General features: G+C 63.7%; 18 protein-coding genes. 9 read left to right on the top strand and 9 right to left on the bottom strand.

The genetic code is table 11. The features are described from left to right. Positions 1–245 precede the first annotated feature (245 nt). Both rep and RT028_RS09405 read left to right on the top strand, forming a co-directional pair. A complete protein-coding gene (gene rep, locus RT028_RS09410; RefSeq protein ID WP_312934446.1) occupies positions 246–2,255 on the top strand; it encodes a DNA helicase Rep in 2,010 nt (669 codons plus the stop codon). Between the two features lie 73 nt (positions 2,256–2,328). Beyond that, complete coding sequence (locus RT028_RS09405; protein WP_312934445.1) at positions 2,329–2,898, top strand: xanthine phosphoribosyltransferase; 570 nt, start codon at positions 2,329–2,331, stop codon at positions 2,896–2,898. Here RT028_RS09405 and RT028_RS09400 read toward each other — a convergent pair. The 5 genes from RT028_RS09400 to dadA form a co-directional block, all read right to left on the bottom strand. Then, a complete protein-coding gene (locus RT028_RS09400; protein ID WP_312934444.1) occupies positions 2,885–4,759 on the bottom strand; it encodes an acetyl-CoA hydrolase/transferase C-terminal domain-containing protein in 1,875 nt (624 codons plus the stop codon). The genes RT028_RS09405 and RT028_RS09400 overlap by 14 nt on opposite strands. A 360-nt stretch (positions 4,760–5,119) precedes the next feature. Further along, positions 5,120–5,548 (bottom strand): c-type cytochrome, encoded by a 429-nt coding sequence (locus RT028_RS09395; protein WP_312934443.1) that lies wholly within the window; start codon positions 5,546–5,548, stop codon positions 5,120–5,122. 136 nt (positions 5,549–5,684) lie between these two features. Continuing rightward, positions 5,685–6,233 (bottom strand): cupin domain-containing protein, encoded by a 549-nt coding sequence (locus RT028_RS09390; RefSeq protein ID WP_312934442.1) that lies wholly within the window; start codon positions 6,231–6,233, stop codon positions 5,685–5,687. 99 nt (positions 6,234–6,332) lie between these two features. Beyond that, a complete protein-coding gene (gene alr / locus RT028_RS09385) occupies positions 6,333–7,406 on the bottom strand; it encodes an alanine racemase (protein WP_312934441.1) in 1,074 nt (357 codons plus the stop codon). Positions 7,407–7,495: 89 nt separating this feature from the next. Beyond that, complete coding sequence (gene dadA / locus RT028_RS09380) at positions 7,496–8,797, bottom strand: D-amino acid dehydrogenase (protein WP_312934440.1); 1,302 nt, start codon at positions 8,795–8,797, stop codon at positions 7,496–7,498. A 154-nt stretch (positions 8,798–8,951) separates the two neighbouring features. On the opposite strand from dadA, the gene RT028_RS09375 reads away from it, so the two are divergent. Continuing rightward, positions 8,952–9,440, top strand: coding sequence for an Lrp/AsnC ligand binding domain-containing protein (locus RT028_RS09375; protein ID WP_312934439.1), 489 nt, complete (start codon positions 8,952–8,954; stop codon positions 9,438–9,440). Positions 9,441–9,443: 3 nt separating this feature from the next. Here RT028_RS09375 and RT028_RS09370 read toward each other — a convergent pair whose 3' ends face one another. Then, positions 9,444–9,797 carry a YkgJ family cysteine cluster protein gene (locus RT028_RS09370; RefSeq protein ID WP_312934438.1) on the bottom strand — a complete coding sequence of 118 codons (354 nt, stop codon included), beginning with the start codon at positions 9,795–9,797 and terminating at the stop codon, positions 9,444–9,446. Between the two features lie 138 nt (positions 9,798–9,935). On the opposite strand from RT028_RS09370, the gene RT028_RS09365 reads away from it, so the two are divergent. Continuing rightward, a complete protein-coding gene (locus RT028_RS09365) occupies positions 9,936–11,216 on the top strand; it encodes an FAD-binding oxidoreductase (RefSeq protein WP_312934437.1) in 1,281 nt (426 codons plus the stop codon). Here the strand turns inward: RT028_RS09365 and RT028_RS09360 are convergent, their stop codons facing one another. After that, complete coding sequence (locus tag RT028_RS09360) at positions 11,217–11,432, bottom strand: DUF1127 domain-containing protein (RefSeq protein WP_312934436.1); 216 nt, start codon at positions 11,430–11,432, stop codon at positions 11,217–11,219. Positions 11,433–11,609: 177 nt separating this feature from the next. Here RT028_RS09360 and RT028_RS09355 point away from each other — a divergent pair, with 177 nt between their 5' ends. Both RT028_RS09355 and RT028_RS09350 read left to right on the top strand, forming a co-directional pair. Then, entirely contained in the window at positions 11,610–13,040 is a 1,431-nt protein-coding gene (locus RT028_RS09355; protein ID WP_312934435.1) for a PLP-dependent aminotransferase family protein, read from the top strand. Positions 13,041–13,100: 60 nt separating this feature from the next. Next, a complete protein-coding gene (locus tag RT028_RS09350) occupies positions 13,101–14,657 on the top strand; it encodes a phospholipase D family protein (RefSeq protein WP_312934434.1) in 1,557 nt (518 codons plus the stop codon). Positions 14,658–14,741: 84 nt separating this feature from the next. Here the strand turns inward: RT028_RS09350 and RT028_RS09345 are convergent, their stop codons facing one another. Continuing rightward, complete coding sequence (locus tag RT028_RS09345) at positions 14,742–15,881, bottom strand: MFS transporter (protein ID WP_312934433.1); 1,140 nt, start codon at positions 15,879–15,881, stop codon at positions 14,742–14,744. Positions 15,882–16,194: 313 nt separating this feature from the next. Continuing rightward, positions 16,195–17,688: an aldehyde dehydrogenase gene (locus RT028_RS09340; protein ID WP_312934432.1), complete on the bottom strand. Its 1,494-nt coding sequence runs from the start codon at positions 17,686–17,688 to the stop codon at positions 16,195–16,197. Between the two features lie 193 nt (positions 17,689–17,881). On the opposite strand from RT028_RS09340, the gene RT028_RS09335 reads away from it, so the two are divergent. The 3 genes from RT028_RS09335 (at position 17,882) to RT028_RS09325 (ending at position 18,910) form a co-directional block, all read left to right on the top strand. Then, positions 17,882–18,241 (top strand): cupin domain-containing protein, encoded by a 360-nt coding sequence (locus RT028_RS09335; protein ID WP_312934431.1) that lies wholly within the window; start codon positions 17,882–17,884, stop codon positions 18,239–18,241. A 100-nt stretch (positions 18,242–18,341) separates the two neighbouring features. Then, positions 18,342–18,542, top strand: coding sequence for a hypothetical protein (locus tag RT028_RS09330; protein WP_312934430.1), 201 nt, complete (start codon positions 18,342–18,344; stop codon positions 18,540–18,542). Positions 18,543–18,706: 164 nt separating this feature from the next. Next, complete coding sequence (locus tag RT028_RS09325) at positions 18,707–18,910, top strand: hypothetical protein (protein WP_312934429.1); 204 nt, start codon at positions 18,707–18,709, stop codon at positions 18,908–18,910. The last annotated feature ends 52 nt before the right edge of the window (positions 18,911–18,962 follow it).

Raw genomic sequence — 18,962 nt, 5'->3', positions numbered from 1 at the left:
GGGCTCCTTAGGCGAGAGGCATAGCGACGGACGGCCGTATGCTACTCCACAACTGGAAATGGTTCTCAACAAAATAGAGGCACAATGCCGTATATCGCGTCACATTCTGTCGCCAATGCTGCGCCAAAGCGCTTGGCTGGGCAAATGTGATTTATGCGAACCGTTTCCACGGCAGACGGTCGCGCCATGGCCTCGCAGGCCTGCTAGAATGCGCGGCTAATTTTTGGCCACCCCCGGTTTACCGCATGTCCCGACTCAACCCCCGGCAGCAGGAAGCGTGCGACTACGTCGGCGGCCCCCTGCTGGTGCTCGCCGGTGCAGGTTCGGGCAAGACCAGCGTCATTACGCGCAAAATCGCCCATCTCGTGCAGAAATGCGGCATTCGCGCCCAGTACATCGTCGCCATGACCTTTACCAACAAGGCCGCGCGCGAAATGAAAGAGCGTGTCGCCACGCTGCTGCGCCCGGGTGAAGGCCGCGGCCTGACGGTGTGCACCTTTCACAACCTGGGCTTGAACATCATCCGCAAGGAGCATGCGCACCTGGGCTACAAGCCAGGCTTCTCGATCTTCGACGAGACCGACATCAAGGCCTTGCTGTCGGACATCATGCAGAAAGAGTACGCGGGCGACGACGGCATCGATGAAGTGAAGAACATGATCGGTGCGTGGAAGAACGAGCTGATCCTGCCCGCCCAGGCCCTGGAACAAGCCCGCAACCCCCGCGAGCAGACCGCAGCCATCGTCTATACCCACTACCAGCGCACGCTCAAGGCGTACAACGCGGTGGATTTCGACGACCTGATCCTGCTGCCGGTGAAGCTGTTCGAAGAGCACCCCGAGGTGCTCGAGCGCTGGCAGAACAAGGTGCGTTACCTGTTGGTCGACGAATACCAGGACACCAACGCCAGCCAGTATCTGCTGGTGAAGATGCTCATTGGCCAGCGCAACCAGTTCACCGTGGTCGGTGACGACGACCAGTCGATCTACGCCTGGCGTGGCGCCCGCCCGGAAAACCTGATGCTGCTCAAGGAGGACTACCCCTCCCTGAAAGTGGTCATGCTGGAGCAGAACTACCGCTCCACCAGCCGCATCCTGCGCTGTGCCAACGTGCTGATCGCGCATAATCCGCACGCCTTCGAGAAGCAGCTGTGGAGCGAGATGGGCGTGGGCGACGAGATCCGCGTGATCCGTTGCAAGAACGAGGACACCGAGGCCGAGCGCGTGGCCATGGAAATCCTCACCCTGCACCTGCGCACCGACCGCCCTTACAGCGACTTCGCCATTCTGTATCGGGGCAACTATCAGGCCAAGCTGATCGAGCTGAAGCTGCAGCACCACCAGGTGCCGTATCGCCTGTCGGGCGGCAACAGTTTCTTCGGTCGCCAGGAGGTCAAGGACCTCATGGCCTACCTGCGCCTGCTGGTGAATCCCGACGACGACAACGCCTACCTGCGCGTGATCAACGTGCCGCGCCGGGAAATCGGCTCCACGACCCTGGAAAAACTCGGCAACTACGCCACCGAGCGCGGCGTGTCAATGTATGCCGCCAGCGAGGAACTAGGCCTGGGCGAGCACCTGGATGCGCGCTACACCGAGCGCCTGCAACGCTTCAAGCACTGGCTCGACGGCGTGCGCCACAAGGTCGCGCTGGACGACCCGATTGCCGCGCTGCACGAGATGGTCCGCGACATCGACTACGAAAACTGGATTCGCCAGAACACCGCCAGCGACAAGGCCGCGGAGTTTCGCATCAGCAACGTGTGGTTCCTCATCGATGCCCTGAAAAACACCCTCGAAAAAGACGAAGAGGGTGACATGACCATCGAAGACGCCATCGGCAAGCTGGTGCTGCGCGACATGCTCGAGCGTCAGCAGGAAGAGGAAGACAACGCCGAGGGTGTGCAGTTGATGACCCTGCATGCGTCCAAGGGCCTGGAATTCCCCTACGTGTTCATCATGGGCATGGAAGAGGAAATCCTTCCGCACCGCTCCAGCATCGAAGCCGACACCATCGAGGAAGAACGCCGCCTGGCCTACGTGGGCATTACCCGCGCCCGTCAGACGCTGGCCTTCACCTTCGCCGCCAAGCGCAAGCAGTACGGCGAGATCATCGATTGCACCCCCAGCCGTTTCCTTGACGAACTGCCGCCCGATGACCTGGCCTGGGAAGGCCTGGACGACGCCCCGGTAGAGGTCAAGGCCGCCCGTGGCAACACCGCGCTGGCCGACATTCGGGCAATGCTCAAACGCTGACAACCCATTACCCTTTCAACTTTGCTCCGACCGCATGGGCCGGGGCCACATTCGTTTCATCGAGGACACCCCAGTGCAAGCACTGCAGCAGAAGATTCGCGACGAAGGCATCGTGCTTTCCGATCAGGTGCTCAAAGTCGACGCGTTTCTCAACCACCAGATCGACCCGGCCCTGATGCAGTTGATCGGCGACGAGTTCGCCCGCCTGTTCGCCGAGGCCGGCATCACCAAGATCGTCACCATCGAAGCCTCCGGTATCGCCCCGGCCGTGATGACCGGCTTGCGCCTGGGCGTGCCGGTGATCTTCGCGCGCAAGCACCAGTCGCTGACCCTGACCGAAAACCTGCTGACCGCCTCGGTGTATTCGTTCACCAAGCAGACCGAAAACACCGTAGCCGTCTCGCCGCGTCACCTCAACAGCAGCGACCGCGTGCTGGTGATCGACGATTTCCTGGCCAACGGCAAAGCGTCGCAGGCACTGATTTCGATCATCAAGCAGGCCGGCGCTACCGTGGCCGGCATTGGCATCGTCATCGAAAAGTCGTTCCAGGGCGGCCGTGCCGAGCTGGACAGCCAGGGCTATCGCGTGGAATCGCTGGCACGGGTGAAATCGCTGGAAGGCGGGGTCGTCACGTTCCTGTAAGTCTGGTCGCCTGCAGCGCCGCCAACAGCAGGCGCTGATACAGGTCCTGCTTGATGCCCTGCGGGTCTTGCAGCTGCATGCGCACCAGGTGCGCAGGAAATGCCTCAGGCGCGGGCGCATCCAGTGCGGCTCTGCCCAGCTCCAGCGCCTCGCTGAGCTTGAACTTGCTCTTGAGCCAGTTCAGCGCGCGCAGCAGGTCACGTTCTTCATCGGTGAAGTCGCTGCCCAGTGGATACTCCGGGAAGAACGCCGGCTGCTCGCTGCGAACGCGCGCAAGCCGTTGCGGGGTATTGTCGGTGAAGCGCGCGGGCAGCTCGAAGTCGTCGGCCAGCTTGCCGGCCTTCTTTGCATCGGCCATCAATATGGATTGGAAACGTGAATCGCAGATCGCCAGCAACCGGGCGATCACTTCACTGTCAGTCTGCCCGCGCAGGTCGGCAATGCCGTATTCGGTCACCACGATGTCACGCAGGTGGCGGGGAATGGTGCAGTGGCCGTATTCCCAGTACAGGTTGGAACTCACCTCCCCACCCGCCTCGCGCCAGCTGCGCAACAACAGCACCGAACGGGCGCCTTCCAGGGCGTGGGCCTGGGCGACGAAGTTGTACTGCCCGCCGACCCCGCTGAGCACGCGGCCATCTTCCAGCTGATCCGCCACCCCAGCCCCCAGCAACGTGGCGGCAAACACCGTGTTGACGAAGCGCGCATCGCGGCGCTGGCGGCGCTTGCGCGCTTCATCGCCATACAGCTCGTTGATGTAGCTGATGGCGGTCATGGCAAAGCGCTCGCGCTGAGCCAGTGGCATCTCGCGCAACCGTTGGTAGAAGCTGCGTGGGCCGAGGAAGAAGCCGCCGTGTACCAGCACCCCGCTTTCATCGGCTGGCCGGCGAATGATCCCCGCCTCCGCCAACGCCAGCAGGCCGTTGACGAACATTTCGCTGCAGCCATACAGGCCTTGCTCGAAGGGCGCCAGGCCACCTTCCTGTTCGATCAATGCCTGCCAGGGGCTGAGGTCCAGCGCGCCCATCAGCTGGCGGTAGTTCGTGTTGTCCTGCTCACGGGCCAGCAGCGCCGAGGCCACGGCATCCCCCATGGCACCAATGCCGATCTGCAGCGTGCCACCGTCGCGCACCAGTGCACTGACGTGCAGGCCGATGCAGTGATCCTGGGTGGTGACCGGCATGTTCGGTGTCGAGAACAGGCGGCGTTGCTCGGGCACATCGATCAACAGGTCGAACTGCGCCTCGGCGAGTTCCGCATCACCGGGCATGTACGGCAGCTCAGCGTGGACCTGGCCGAGCACGAGGATGGTTTCCCCGGCGGCGCGGCGCTTGGCGACCCTGGGTAACAGATCGAGGGTGATGTCCGGGTTGCAGGCCAGGCTCAATTGGCCCGGCCGCTCTGGCGAGGTAGCGACCAGTTGCGCGATGAGGTTCAGGCCCTTGGCGTTGATATCGCGCGCGGCGTGGCTGTAGTTGCTGCTGACGTAGTCCTGCTGGGCGGCGTCGCTGTGCAGGAGGCTGCCGGGCTGCATGAAGAACTGCTCTACGCGAATGTTCGGTGGCAACTGATCGTTGCGCAGGTCGGTGAGGTAGTCGAGCTCTTCGTAGTCGGCGAAGACCCTGTCGAGGAACGGCTCCAGGAAGCGCTTCTGCAGGCCATCGCCGGCTGGCGGTCGGCCAAGGCTGAGGGCCGTGTAGATCGTCAGGCGCCGTTCAGGGCATTCACGCATGCGCGCGTACAGTGCGTTGACGAAGCCATTGGGCTTGCCCAGGCCCAGCGGCAGGCCCATGTGGATGTGTGCCGGGAGCTGCGCCAGCACCTGGTCTACCGCCTGATCGATCGAGCAACGCTGCGCCATCGTGGCCTCCATGAGCGTCCGGGGATGCGCACGTTGGACCGGCGTGGAAGAGGTTTTGCTGCATCAGGTGGGAGGGGCCAGACGGCCTGCCAATGCGCCGGGACACAGGGGCCGATGCGCGGCCCATCGCGGCTGACCGGAGTGCCGGACCGGCCGCCCCACAGCTCAATCCACTGTAGGAGCGACTTTAGTCGCGATGGCCGGCGCAGCCGGCCCAAGGCTGCAACCGTTATTCACGTGTAGCACGCGGAGCCTGGGTCAGGCCGGCTTCGCCGCCCATCGCGACTGAAGTCGCTCCCACCAAACCGCGTTGCCATCGCGGCCACGCATTCCGCTCAGCGCCGAATCGCAATCCTGCGCTCACAACCCTGACATCTTCTGGATCGCCTTTTTCAGATCATCATCCGAACAATCCACGCATGTGCCCTTGGGCGGCATGGCATTGATACCGGTGATGGCCTTGGCCAGGATGCCGTCGAGCCCGCCCTGGTGGTCAGCGCGCTCTTTCCAGGCAGCGGTATCGCCGATCTTCGGCGCGCCCAGCAGGCCGACACCGTGGCACGCGTTGCAATGCTTGGTGATGACGTCATCGATGTTCTTCGCACCGCCCGCCCCCGCGCCGGCCGCAACGGCGACGTCCATGCCCTTGCATTCCTGGCCCTGCACACACACTTGCCCCACCGGCGCCAGGCGCTTGGCGAGGTCATCGCTGGTCGCTGCCTGGGCGTTGAGCGCCCACAGGGCGAACATGATGGCTGGTAGGGCCAGCCTTTTCTTGATCTGGTTCACGCATACACCCTCATGGTGGCTGATCTTGCCCACGGCCACGGTTTACGCGGGCGGCGAGAGTATAACGAGAAGCCTTGCCCCTCGGAACGACCCTACAGGGCAAAGGGACATTGGCGAGCCAATAGGCTGCGCCAGATCAAAAGTTCGAGGGGGTCGCGGCGCTGATCAGCCGCGCGGGCTCAGTGAAGGGATTGCGAAAACGGTGCGGGCGGGTGCTCTCGAAGTAGTAGCTGTCCCCGGCTTCGAGGATGAAGGTCTCGTGGCCGACCACCAGCTCAAGCCGCCCTTCGAGCAGAATGCCGGTCTCTTCGCCATCATGGGTGAGCATTTCCACGCCAGTGTCAGCCCCGGGTGGATACACCTCGTTGAGAAAGGCAATGGCGCGATTGGGGTGGGATTTGCCGACCAGTTTCATGGTCACCGCGCCGTCGGAGATGTCGATCAGCTCGTCGGCTTTGTAGACGATCTGTGCGGTGCTCTCGGGCTCGAGCTCGACGGAGAAGAACTCGACCATGGACATCGGAATGCCGCTGAGCACCTTGCGCAAGGAACTGATCGACGGGCTGACGCTGTTCTTCTCGATCATCGAGATGGTGCTGTTGGTCACCCCAGCGCGCTTGGCCAGTTCCCGCTGAGAGAGGCCCTGGAGCTTGCGTATGGCTTGCAGTCGTTCGCCAACGTCCAAAGCTGAGCCTCCTGGAAAGGGTCGAGTAGCGGCAAATGTGAACGATATGATGGCAATCGCGTTCAGAATTTACAACACTCGGCAGCCCCGCTGGCAGCCCTACTCGCCGACGTATTCGCGCGGTACGCGTTTCAGGTTGCAGAAGATCTGATAGGGAATCGTACCCGCCTGGGTCGCAACATCGCTGGCCAGCACGTGCTTGCCCCACAGCTCGACCGGGCTGCCTACCACCGCCTCGGGAACCGGGGTGAGGTCGACGCACAGCATGTCCATCGACACCCGTCCGATGATCTGCGTGCGCTGCCCGTTGACGATCACCGGAGTCCCCGTGGGAGCCTGACGCGGGTAGCCATCGGCATACCCCATGGCCACCACGCCCACCCGCGAAGCGTGTGGGGTGGTGTAGTGGCCGCCGTAACCGACCGGCTCGCCAACGCCCAACTCACGCACGCTGATCAGCCGCGATTGCAGGGTCATCACCGGCTGCAGCCGTGCCGCCTCAGCCTGCGGCACCTCGAAAGGTGTGGCGCCATACAGCATGATGCCTGGGCGTGCCCAATCGCTCTTCACATCGGGCCAGCCCAGCACCGCCGGCGAGTTGCTCAAGCTGCACTCCGCCGCCAGCCCCTCGCGAGCAGCCTGAAACACGGCCAGTTGCTGTCCAGTGGTGGCGACCTCGAGTTCATCAGCGCGGGCAAAGTGGCTCATCAACACGATCCGCGCCACCTTGCCGCTGGCCAGCAGGCGCTGATAACCGTCCGCATACTCGGCGGGCGACAGGCCGGCGCGGTGCATGCCGGTGTCGAGCTTGAGCCAGACCTTCAAAGGCTTGTGCACCGGCGTCTGTTCGATGGCCTGCAACTGCCACAGCGAATGCACCACGCACCACAGGTCATGCTCGGCGATCAGCGCCAGTTCGCTGGCCTCGAAAAATCCTTCGAGCAGCAGCACCGGTGCTTTGATCCCTGCCGCGCGCAGCTCCAGCGCCTCCTCGATACAGGCCACGGCAAACCCATCGGCTTCGGCTTCCAGGGCCAACGCACAGCGCACGGCGCCGTGGCCGTAGGCATCGGCCTTGATCACCGCCAGCGCTTTCGCACCGGACAGCTCGCGAGCGAGGCGGTAGTTATGGCGCAGGGCCTGGAGGTCGATTACGGCACGGGCGGGACGCATGTCTGCAGCCTTTTGGCAGGTCGGATGGAAATGAGCGCCCAAGCCTGGCCTGGGCCTCGCGGGACGGCGCACCGCCCCGGCTTACGGCATTACGAGTGGGCTGGCGCGCCGTGGCCCTGGCGAACGGCGCCCTGGCCTTGGCCATAGCGCGAAATGTCCAGCCCCGCCGCGCTGATCTGTGGCGTCTTGCGGGCGATCAGGTCAGCCAGCAAACGCCCGGAGCCGCAGGCCATGGTCCAACCCAAGGTGCCGTGGCCGGTATTGAGGAACAGGTTGCGCAGCCGGGTCGCACCGACGATAGGCGTGCCATCGGGGGTGGTCGGGCGCAGCCCGGTCCAGAACTCGGCCTGGCTCAGATCGCCGCCGCGAGGATAGAGATCGTTGACGATCATCTCCAGCGTTTCTCGCCGGCGCGGGTTGAGGCTCAGGTCGAACCCGGCGATTTCCGCCATGCCGCCTACACGAATGCGGTTGTCGAAGCGGGTAATGGCGACCTTGTAGGTTTCATCGAGAATGGTCGAGGTCGGCGCCATGGCGGCATCGGTGATCGGCACGGTCAACGAGTAGCCTTTGAGCGGGTACACCGGGGCCTTGATACCCAGCGGCTTGAGCAGTTGCGGGGAATAGCTGCCGAGCGCCAGCACGTAGCGATCCGCCGTTTCCAGCTTGTCGTCGATCAGCACGCCGTCGATGCGATCGCCGCTGGCTTGCAGTTGCTGAATGTTCTGGCCGAAACGGAATTCGACGCCCAGCGCCTTGGCCATTTCGGCAAGACGGGTGGTGAACAGCTGACAGTCCCCGGTCTGGTCGTTGGGCAGGCGCAAGGCGCCGGCAAGGATGTCCTTGACGCCGGCCAGGGCCGGTTCGACCTGGGCGATGCCATCACGGTCGAGCAGTTCATACGGCACGCCAGACTGCTCCAGCACGGCGATGTCCTTGGCCGCGTTGTCGACCTGGGCCTGGGTGCGGAACACTTGTGTGGTGCCGAGGGTGCGGCTCTCGTAGGCGATGCCGGTTTCGGCCCGCAATTCGTCGAGGCAGTCACGGCTGTACTCGGACAGGCGCACCATGCGCTCTTTGTTGATCGCATAACGATTGGCCGTGCAATTGCGCAGCATCTGCGCCATCCACAGGTACTGGTCGACATCGCCAGTGAGCTTGATGGCCAGCGGGGCATGACGCTCGAGCAGCCACTTGATGGCCTTGAGCGGCACACCTGGTGCAGCCCAGGGGGAGGCGTAGCCGGGCGAGATCTGGCCGGCGTTGGCAAAGCTGGTTTCCATGGCCACCGCAGGCTGGCGGTCGATCACGGTCACTTGAAAACCTTGCCGGGCCAGGTAGTAAGCGCTGACGGTGCCGATCACACCGCCACCCAGTACCAGAACTCGCATTGTCGCTCCCTTCGCGCGGTTGACCGCGGGCGTTTGATGAGGTGGTTCGAATGGCGGCAGTATAAAAATTACCAACCAGTGCATTCCACTATATAAAAGCCTATATTTGGCGACAATTCTCGGCACATTGGCCTTTCACGGAGGGGCATCCCCTATGAGAACCCAGCATCAAACCAAGCGGGAACTGGACAAGATCGACCGTAACATCCTGCGCATCCTGCAGAGCGACGGACGCATCTCGTTCACCGAGCTGGGGGAAAAGGTCGGCCTCTCCACCACGCCCTGCACCGAGCGGGTGCGCCGGCTGGAGCGCGAAGGGATCATCATGGGCTACAACGCCCGGCTCAACCCGCAGCACCTCAAGGGCAGCCTGCTGGTGTTCGTCGAGATCGGCCTGGACTACAAGTCCGGCGACACGTTTGAAGAATTCCGACGCGCCGTGTTGAAACTGCCCCACGTGCTGGAGTGCCATCTGGTCTCCGGCGACTTCGATTACCTGGTCAAGGCGCGCATTTCCGAGATGGCCTCGTACCGCAAGCTGCTTGGCGACATCCTCCTGAAACTGCCTCATGTCAGGGAGTCGAAAAGCTACATCGTGATGGAAGAAGTCAAGGAGAGCCTGTGCCTGCCGATCCCGGACTGAGCCTCAGACCAGCACCTGGCGCGTGCTGGCAATGAAGCGGTGCACCAGTTGTTCGGCTTCAGGTTCGATCATCACCGCAGGCCCCCGGCCCCGAGGGCAGGCCATCCGCGGGGTGGTGCCGAACAGGCGGCAGATCATCGGCCGCTCCTGGTACACCGTGCAGCCCTCCGGGCCCAGGTGGACACAGTCCAGACGCTCCATGGCCGCCGCCTGCTCAGCCGCGGTCTTGCGCGGCAGGCAGGCCATTTCCTCACTCGATGTGGTCACCGGCCCGCAGCAGTCATGGCAGCCGGGTTCGCAGGCAAAGGTGGGAATCAGCTCGCGCAGGAAGTGGATCTTGTGGCGGTTGTCAGACATGCGTAGACACTAGCGGGACAATGTGGCCGGCAGTGTACGCCAACCGTCGAGGCCAACCCAATGACCCGCGCCGCAGGTTGCCGACGTTCAAAAGCACCGCTTATCCTCGCCCCTCGCCTTTCCGCCAAGGACCCGCACATGCCCCATGCCGCCTCCTACTACGCCGCCAGCCGCGTGGCCCAGCCCGACTATCCTGCACTGGCCGGTGCGCACAGCGCCGATGTGTGCATCGTCGGCGGCGGCTTCTCGGGCCTGAACACCGCCATCGAACTGGCCGAGCGCGGCCTGTCGGTGATCGTGCTGGAGGGTCAGCGCATCGGCTGGGGCGCGAGTGGACGCAATGGCGGGCAGTTGATTCGGGGTGTAGGCCATGGGCTGGATCAGTTTCGCAAGACGCTTGGCGATGACGGCGTGCGCAGCCTGAAGTTGATGGGCCTGGAAGCGGTGGAGATCGTGCGTCAGCGGGTCGAACGTCATGCCATCGCCTGCGACCTGACCTGGGGCTACTGCGACCTGGCCAACAAACCCGGCGAGCTCGCGGGGCTGGCCGAAGACGCCGAGGCGCTGCGCGGCCTGGGCTACGCCCATGAACTGCGCCTGGTACCCAAGGCCGACATCCACCAGGTGGTGGGCAGCGACCGTTATGCCGGCGGCCTGATCGACATGGGCTCGGGCCACCTGCACCCGCTGAACCTGGCCATCGGTGAGGCCGCTGTGGCCGCGAAACTGGGTGTCAACCTGCACGAACATTCCCCTGTCACCCGTATTGATTACGGCCCGCAGGTCACCGTGCACACCGCCCAGGGCCAGGTCCGCGCCAAGACCCTCGTGCTGTGCTGCAACGCCTACCTCAATGGCCTGAACCCCGAGCTGGGCGGCAAGGTGCTTCCGGCCGGCAGCTACATCATCGCCACCGAGCCCCTGGGCGCCGAGCGTGCTCGCCAGTTGCTGCCGCAGAACATGGCGGTGTGCGACCAGCGAGTGGCCGTGGACTACTACAGGTTGTCTGCCGACCATCGCCTGCTGTTCGGCGGCGCGTGCCATTACTCCGGGCGCGATCCGCAGGACATCGCCGCCTACATGCGGCCCAAGATGCTCAAGGTGTTCCCACAGCTGGCCGATGTGCGCATCGACTACCAATGGGGCGGCATGATCGGCATCGGTGCCAATCGCCTGCCGCAGATCGGTCGTTTGCCCCACCAGCCCAATGTGTATTACGCCCAGGCCTACTCAGGCCATGGCCTGAATGCCACGCACCTGGCCGGGCGCTTGCTCGGTGAAGCCATCAGCGGCCAGGCCAGCGGGCGCTTCGATTTGTTCAACCGAGTGCCGCACCTGACCTTCCCCGGCGGCAAGCACCTGCGTTCCCCACTGCTGGCGCTCGGCATGCTCTGGCATCGCCTGAAAGAGCTGGTGTAGTCAGCCTTTCCAGAACGGCTTGCGGGCCTCGGCATGGGCCTGCTCTTCGCTCAGGCCCACATCGCGCAGCTCGGCCGGCGTCAGACCGAGCAAGGCGTGCCGGGTGCGCCAGCGGCGCAGCATGCGGGTGCAGCGCCCCGTCAGGTCTACACCCTGTTGCCCTGCGCTGGCTGTACGGGCGTCCTGCGGGTATTCCATCTCGCTGAAGCGGTTCATCTGTGCTGCTCCTTGACTGTTCCAAGCCTGTGAACAGCATGCTGGGCGCAGCAGGGAAGGATACAGATTCAACAACGGGCTATTAAATCCATACAGACAGCGCAATTCCGGCCGTGAATGTTGTATTTTCCGTGCATCTGTAATGGTCGTTGATCAACCGATGCCCTGGAGTCTTGCATGACGCTGTACGCCAGCCTCGCTGACCTGCTCAGCGCCCGCATCGAGCAAGGCCTGTACCGGCCTGGCCAGCGCCTTCCATCGGTACGCGCACTGAGCGTGGAGCATGGTGTCAGCTTGAGCACCGTACAGCAGGCCTATCGCTTGCTTGAAGACAACGGCATGGTCTCACCACGGCCCAAATCGGGGTATTTCGTCAACGAGGCTCGGCATCAACCCGCGCTGCCGGTGGTCAGCCGCCCCGCGCAGCGGCCTGTGGACATCTCGCAATGGGAACAGGTGCTGGAACTGATGCGCAGCAGCCCACGCGGTGACGTCATTCAACTGGGCCGCGGCATGCCCGACGTCGACACCACCACGCTGAAACCGCTGCTGCGCAGCCTGGCGCAGCTCAGCCGGCGCCTCGACATGCCGGGCCTGCACTACGACACCATTCACGGCAATCTGGGCCTGCGCGAGCAGATCGCCCGCCTCACCCTCGATTCGGGTTGCCACCTGGAGCCTGGCGATGTGGTGGTGACCACCGGCTGCCATGAGGCGCTGTCGTGCAGCATCCGTGCAGTGTGCGAGCCGGGCGACATCGTGGCAGTGGAATCGCCCAGCTTCCACGGCGCCATGCAGACCCTCAAGGGCCTGGGGATGAAGGCGCTGGAAATCCCCACCGACCCGATCACTGGCATCAGCCTCGAAGCCCTGGAACTGGCCTTGGAGCAGTGGCCCATCAAGCTCATTCAGGTCACCCCCAGCTGCAACAATCCGTTGGGTTACGTCATGCCCGAGGCGCGCAAGAAGGCCCTGCTCACCCTGGCCCAGCGCTTCGACGTGGCGATCCTCGAAGACGATGTATATGGCGACCTGGCCTATACCTACCCGCGTCCACGCACGATCAAATCCTTCGACGACGATGGCCGCGTGCTGCTCTGCAGCTCGTTCTCGAAAACCCTGGCACCCGGGCTACGCATCGGCTGGGTCGCGCCCGGGCGCTACCTGGAGCGGGTGCTGCACATGAAGTACATCAGCACCGGCACCACCGCAGCGCAGCCGCAACTGGCGATTGCCGACTTCATCGCCGGCGGCCATTACCAGCCGCACCTGCGCCGGTTGCGCAGCCAGTACCAGCGCGGTCGGGACGTGATGAGTGACTGGGTGGCGCGCTACTTCCCGCCCGGCACGCGCGTGAGCCGGCCGCAAGGCGGCTTCATGCTGTGGGTGGAACTGCCCGAGCACTTCGATACGTTGCGGCTCAATCGCAAGCTGCTCGATCAGGGCGTGCAGATTGCCGTGGGCAGTATCTTTTCAGCGGCGGGCAAGTACCGCCATTGTCTGCGCATCAACTACGCCAGCCGTCCGTCGGTCGAGATCGAGGCGGCAGTGCGCCGCGTGGGTGAAACCGTACAGCGCCTGCTGGCGGAGGAGGACAACCCCGGGTAACGTTGCCCGCCTCGCAGGGTCCATACCTGCAGGTTCCCCCGCCCACAGGACGCTTCGACCTTGAGATTCCAGCGAGCACTGCCCTTCGTGCTGGCGCTGCTGCTCGGCCTTGCCGGCTGCACCAGCGTCGGCCCGCCGCGCCAGACCAGCCAGGCCCTGCCCGCGCAAGCGTCGGCCCTGGGCCGTTCGGTGCTGCAACAGGCCGCCGCCCATGACGGCCGCTCAGGGTTCCGCCTGCTGCCCAACAGCACCGAAGCCTTCCATGCCCGCGCCGAGCTGTTGCGCAACGCGCAGAAGAGCATCGACCTGCAGTACTACATCGTGCACGACGGCCTCAGCACTCGTGCGCTGGTGCATGAGCTGCTCAGTGCCGCCGATCGCGGCGTGCGCGTACGCGTGCTGCTCGATGACACCACCAGTGATGGCCTCGACACTTTGATCGGCACCCTTGCCGCGCACCCGAACATCGAAATTCGTCTGTTCAATCCGCTGCACCTGGGCCGCGGCACCGGCGTCACGCGCATGGCCGGGCGTCTGTTCAACCTCTCCCTGCAGCACCGGCGCATGCACAACAAGCTGTTTCTGGTGGACAACAGCCTGGCCATCGTCGGCGGACGCAACCTGGGCGACGAGTATTTCGATGCCGAGCCCAACCTCAATTTCACTGACATCGACATGCTCGGCATCGGCCCGGTGGCCGAGCAGCTCAGCCACAGTTTCGATCAGTACTGGAACAGTGCGCTGAGCCGCCCGATCAATGATTTTCTCTGGCATCAGCCCAACCTCGGTGACCTCAAGTACAGCCGCCAGCAACTCGATGCCTCACTGGCCAAGGCGCGGGTCGAGCGCAAAGGCCTGTACGAGCGGCTGATGGCCTGGCAGAGCGCGCCGCGCCTGGCGCAGTGGCGCCGCGAACTGATCTGGGCGCACAGCCAGGCGTTGTGGGATGCGCCAAGCAAGGTGCTTTCCAAGGGCGAACCCGATCCCCACCTGCTGATGACTCAGCAGTTGCTGCCGGACCTGAACCATGTGCAGCGCGAGCTGATCCTGATCTCCGCCTATTTCGTGCCGGGCGAAACCGGCCTGCTCTACCTCACCGGTCGTGCCGATGAAGGCGTGACCGTCAAGCTGCTGACCAACTCGCTGGAGGCCACTGACGTCCCGGCAGTCCATGGCGGCTATACGCCCTATCGCCGCGCGCTGCTCGAACACGGCGTGCAGCTGTTCGAGCTGCGCCGCCAGCCGGGCGATCCCAGCTCGACCCGCGGCCTGAATTTCAGTGGCAGCTCGGATTCGAGCCTGCACAGCAAGGCCATGGTCTTCGACCGGCAGAAGACCTTCATCGGCTCGTTCAACTTCGACCCGCGCTCGGTGCTGTGGAATACCGAGGTCGGCGTGCTGGTGGACAGCCCGAAGCTGGCCGAATACACCCGTGAGCTGGCGCTGCAGGGTATGGCCCCTGCGGTGAGCTACAGGCCTGAACTGCAGGCCGGCAAGCTGGTGTGGATCACCGAAGACAACGGCAAGCTGCACACCCTCACCACCGAGCCCGGCGACCTGTGGCGCCGCGTCAACGCCTGGGTGGCCAAGGCGGTGGGTCTGGAGCGGATGCTCTAGGCCTGTGCTCAGCCTGATGCTGACGGCATTGCGTTTGACTACCCTTGGGCCGGACAGACCGGCTGGCAAGTGCCCTGAGCGAGGTTACCCCTTGGCGGGCTCGAAGGCCCCGGGACGCTGGGTCAACCACACCAGCCCCGCCGCCCCCGCCGCCATGATCCAGAGCAGCGCGTGCCCGCTGATCCACTGGCTGCCCGCCCCCGCGAGCAACGGCCCCAGCAGGCAACCGATGCCCCAGAGCTGGGCCACGTGGGCGTTGGCACGCACCAGCGCATCGTCCCGGTAGCGTTCACCGATCAGCACCAGCGACAAGGTGAACAGCCCGCCGGCGCTGGCCCCGAACAGCACCCACAGCGGCCAGATCGCTGGCGTGTGCAGCAGCAGCGGAATGGCCATGCTGGTACCCAGCAACATCGCCGCGCAGGTAGTGAACAGCGTGCGCCGCGACACGCGATCGGCCAGCGCGCCGATCGGCAGCTGCAACACCGCATCGCCCAGCACCACGGTACTGACCATGAACAGCGCTAGCTCAGCACTGAAGCCTTGCTGCAGGCAGTACACCGGCAGCAGCGTCAGAATCATCGCCTCGAAAGCGGCAAACAGTGCGATGGCCCACGCGATCACCGGCAAGCGCCGACAGAAACCACCCAGATCACGCAGGGTGACGTTGCACGCTTCGGTGCTCGGCGCCCCTCCCCGGCCCAATAGCACCAAGGGCGACAGCAACAACAGGCCTGTCGCGGCCCAGAAGCCGAAGTCGTTGTCCGACCCCAACACCCCCAGCAGCAACGGCCCGGCCAACTGACTCAGGGCATAACTGCTGCCGTACAGTGCCACCAGGCGACCACGCCATTGCTCGACCACCAGCTGGTTGATCCAGCTCTCGCCAAGGATGAAGACCACGGTCAGCGACATGCCAATCAGCAGGCGCAAGGCCAGCCACAGCGGGTAACTGGGCAGCAGCGCCACCAGCCCGATCGACAGCGCCCCGCCCCACAGGCACACGCGCATCGCCGCCGGAACGCCCAACCAGCCGGCCAGACGGCTGGCAAAGCTTGCACCCAGCAGCACGCCCAAGGCCGGCATCGCCGCCATCACGCCAATGGCAAAGCCGCCATAACCCTGCTGCTCCAGGCGCAGCGAGACCAGCGGCATGCTGACACCCAGTGCCAGCCCGACGCTCAACACTGCACAGAGCACGGCGAAATAGGTTGCCCAACGCATGAGGGTTCCTTGGTGTGAGGTGTTCGAAACACAGAAACGACACAGCCGGGCCGAGGAGATCGGCCCGGCTGCTGGCGCTGCCTGGCTGGCCAGCGCCTGTATGAAACGTCTTGCGACGACGATCAGGCACGGCGAAAACCTTAGGCCCGCCGTGTCGGGAAAGCAGCGCTAAGCCGAGTCGCTGGGCAGTGCGCCGGGGCCGCCTAGACAGAGGCGGGCAGCCGGAGGGCACAGCCCGAGCTGAGGCGCCCGCCTGGTTCAGCGCAGCTTGCTCGGTGCCAGGGCCTTGCGTACCCCGCCCTGCCCAGTGCTGTTACAGCTTGATCCAGGTCGCTTTCAGCTCGGTGTATTTCTCCAGCGCATGCAGCGACTTGTCGCGGCCGTTGCCCGATTGCTTGAAACCACCAAACGGCGCGGTCATGTCGCCACCATCATACTGGTTCACCCACACGCTACCGGCGCGCACGGCGCGGGCGGTCTTGTGTGCCTTGGAGATGTCGGCTGTCCAGATACCGGCGGCCAGCCCGTAGGGCGTGTCGTTGGCGATGGCGATGGCTTCTTCGGCGGTGTCGAAGGTGATCACCGACAGCACGGGGCCGAAGATCTCTTCCTGAGCGATCTTCATGGCGTTGGTGACGCCGTCGAAGATGGTCGGCTCGACGTAGGTACCGCCGGTTTCTTCGAGGATACGCTTGCCGCCCGTGAGCAGCGTGGCACCGTCCTGATGGCCGGCTTCGATGTACGACAGCACGGTGTTCATCTGCTGGGTATCGACCAGGGCACCCACGGTAGTGGACGGGTCCAGCGGATTGCCTGGCTTCCAGGCCTTGAGCGCTTCGAGCACCTTGGGCAGGAACTGGTCACGAATCGAGCGCTCCACCAGCAGACGCGAGCCGGCGGTGCAGACCTCGCCCTGGTTGAAGGCGATGGCACTGGCGGCGGCCTGCGCGGCGGCGTCCAGATCAGGGGCGTCGGCGAAGACGATGTTCGGGCTCTTGCCGCCGGCTTCCAGCCACACGCGCTTCATGTTCGACTCGCCCGCATAGATCATCAACTGCTTGGCAATGCGGCTGGAGCCGGTGAACACCAGGGTGTCGACATCCATGTGCAGGGCCAGCGCCTTGCCCACGGTATGGCCGTGGCCTGGCAGCACGTTGAGCACGCCGGCCGGGATACCGGCTTCGACGGCCAGTTGCGCGATGCGAATGGCGGTCAGCGGGGATTTTTCCGACGGCTTGAGCACCACCGAGTTACCGGTGGCCAAGGCCGGGCCGAGTTTCCAGCAGGCCATCATCAGCGGGAAGTTCCACGGTACGATGGCGGCAACGACGCCCACCGGCTCGCGGGTCACCAGGCCCAGTTGGTCTTTCGGGGTCGGGGCGACTTCGTCGTAAACCTTGTCGATGGCCTCGGCGGTCCAGCGGATGGCATTGGCCGAGCCGGGAATGTCGATGCCGGAGGAATCACCAATGGGCTTGCCCATGTCGAGGGTTTCGAGCAGCGCCAGCTCTTCGAGGTTGGCGCGCATCAGGTCGGCGAAGCGGAACAGCACGGCCTTGCGCTTGGCCGGAGCCAAGCCCGACCAGACGCCTGAATCGAAGGTGGCACGGGCGTTTTCGACCGCGCGGTTGGCATCAGCCAGGTCGCAGCTGGCGACGTTGGCGAGAAAACGACCATCGACTGGGCTGAGGCAGTCGAACGTTTCCCCGGAGCTTGCAGCGGTGTACTCACCGTTGATGAAAGCGCGGCCTTCGATCTTTAGTTGCTGTGCACGTTGTTCCCAGTCTGCACGCGTCAGGGTCGTCATACCAAACTCCTCTTGTAAGGGGTGCAACGCCGCACTGAGGGCTTGCGAACGTTGTCTGAATATGGGCCCGGCGCTGAGCGCATACGGGCGGTAGCACCCTAAACCAGGCCGATCAAACTATCAATATATTTGACATGATCGGCTTTAAAGCCCTCATATGTTCATTTTATTAAACAGTCACAGGGGATCCATCATGAGTATCGCCAGTATCATAGACTTCGCCCAAGTCATGACCGAGGCCGAGCGCTATCGTCCGGCTGCCGAGAAAATCCTCGCGGGTGACCCCGATCAGTTGATCTACAACCACTACGCCAGCCCGTGCGGCCAATTCGCAGCCGGTGTATGGGAGGGCGCAGTGGGCCGCTGGACGGTCAATTACACCGAGCATGAATATTGCGAAATCGTTCAAGGCGTTTCGGTGCTGCGCGATGAAGCAGGCGATGCCAAGACCCTGCGTGCCGGCGATCGCTTCGTCATTCCGGCAGGCTTCAAGGGTACATGGGAGGTGCTGGAGGCATGCCGCAAGATCTATGTGATGTTCGAGCCCAGATAGCCTGGTGCTGGCCGGGTTAACTATATAGCGCAGCCCTGGGGCCTCTGGAATGAATCCTGGCCGCGCTCAATGTTGGGCATTCACTCGAAGGAGCTTCACCATGACCACTGACATCCTCGGCCCTGCTCGCCACGTGATCGGTACCCGCTACGTTGAAAGCGTCAAAACGTACATCCTGGAGCTGACGGGCTTGACCCGGGCTTGCGGGCCTAACGATGTTTGCAGCAAAGAATTTGCAAATGACCGCATCATCATCAGCACCGACGATTCGGGGTTGATCAGCCACTTGAAAATCAGCTGAACCACTACCCCCAGGCTCGATAGATATGAAGCCCGCATCAGACCCTGATGCGGGCTTTTTTTTCGATCTCGTCGCACACGTGCCAATTATTTAACGCACAAGAGGATGTCGCGGCCTCAATCATGAGTGCGCCCACTTTCGGGCATATACCAAGGAGAAACACCATGACCTCAGACGCACTTGCCAACGCCCGCCACCTCATCGGCTCGCGCTACGTAGAGACTGTCAAACCCTACCTGCTTGAGCTGACAGGCCTATCCATCGCCGTCGGACCTGACGACCTCCTCGTCACCCTCGATATTCGTCAAGACCGGGTATTCATTGAAGTCGATGATCAACGGATGATTACCGAGCTGCGTATCGGCTGACCCATTCGCTGACACAAAAAAACCCGCCTCTTTAAAGAGGCGGGGTTTTTTT

This window comes from Pseudomonas sp., assembly GCF_032058845.1.
GTDB lineage: Bacteria > Pseudomonadota > Gammaproteobacteria > Pseudomonadales > Pseudomonadaceae > Aquipseudomonas.
This window is presented reverse-complemented; position numbering and strand designations above follow the sequence as displayed.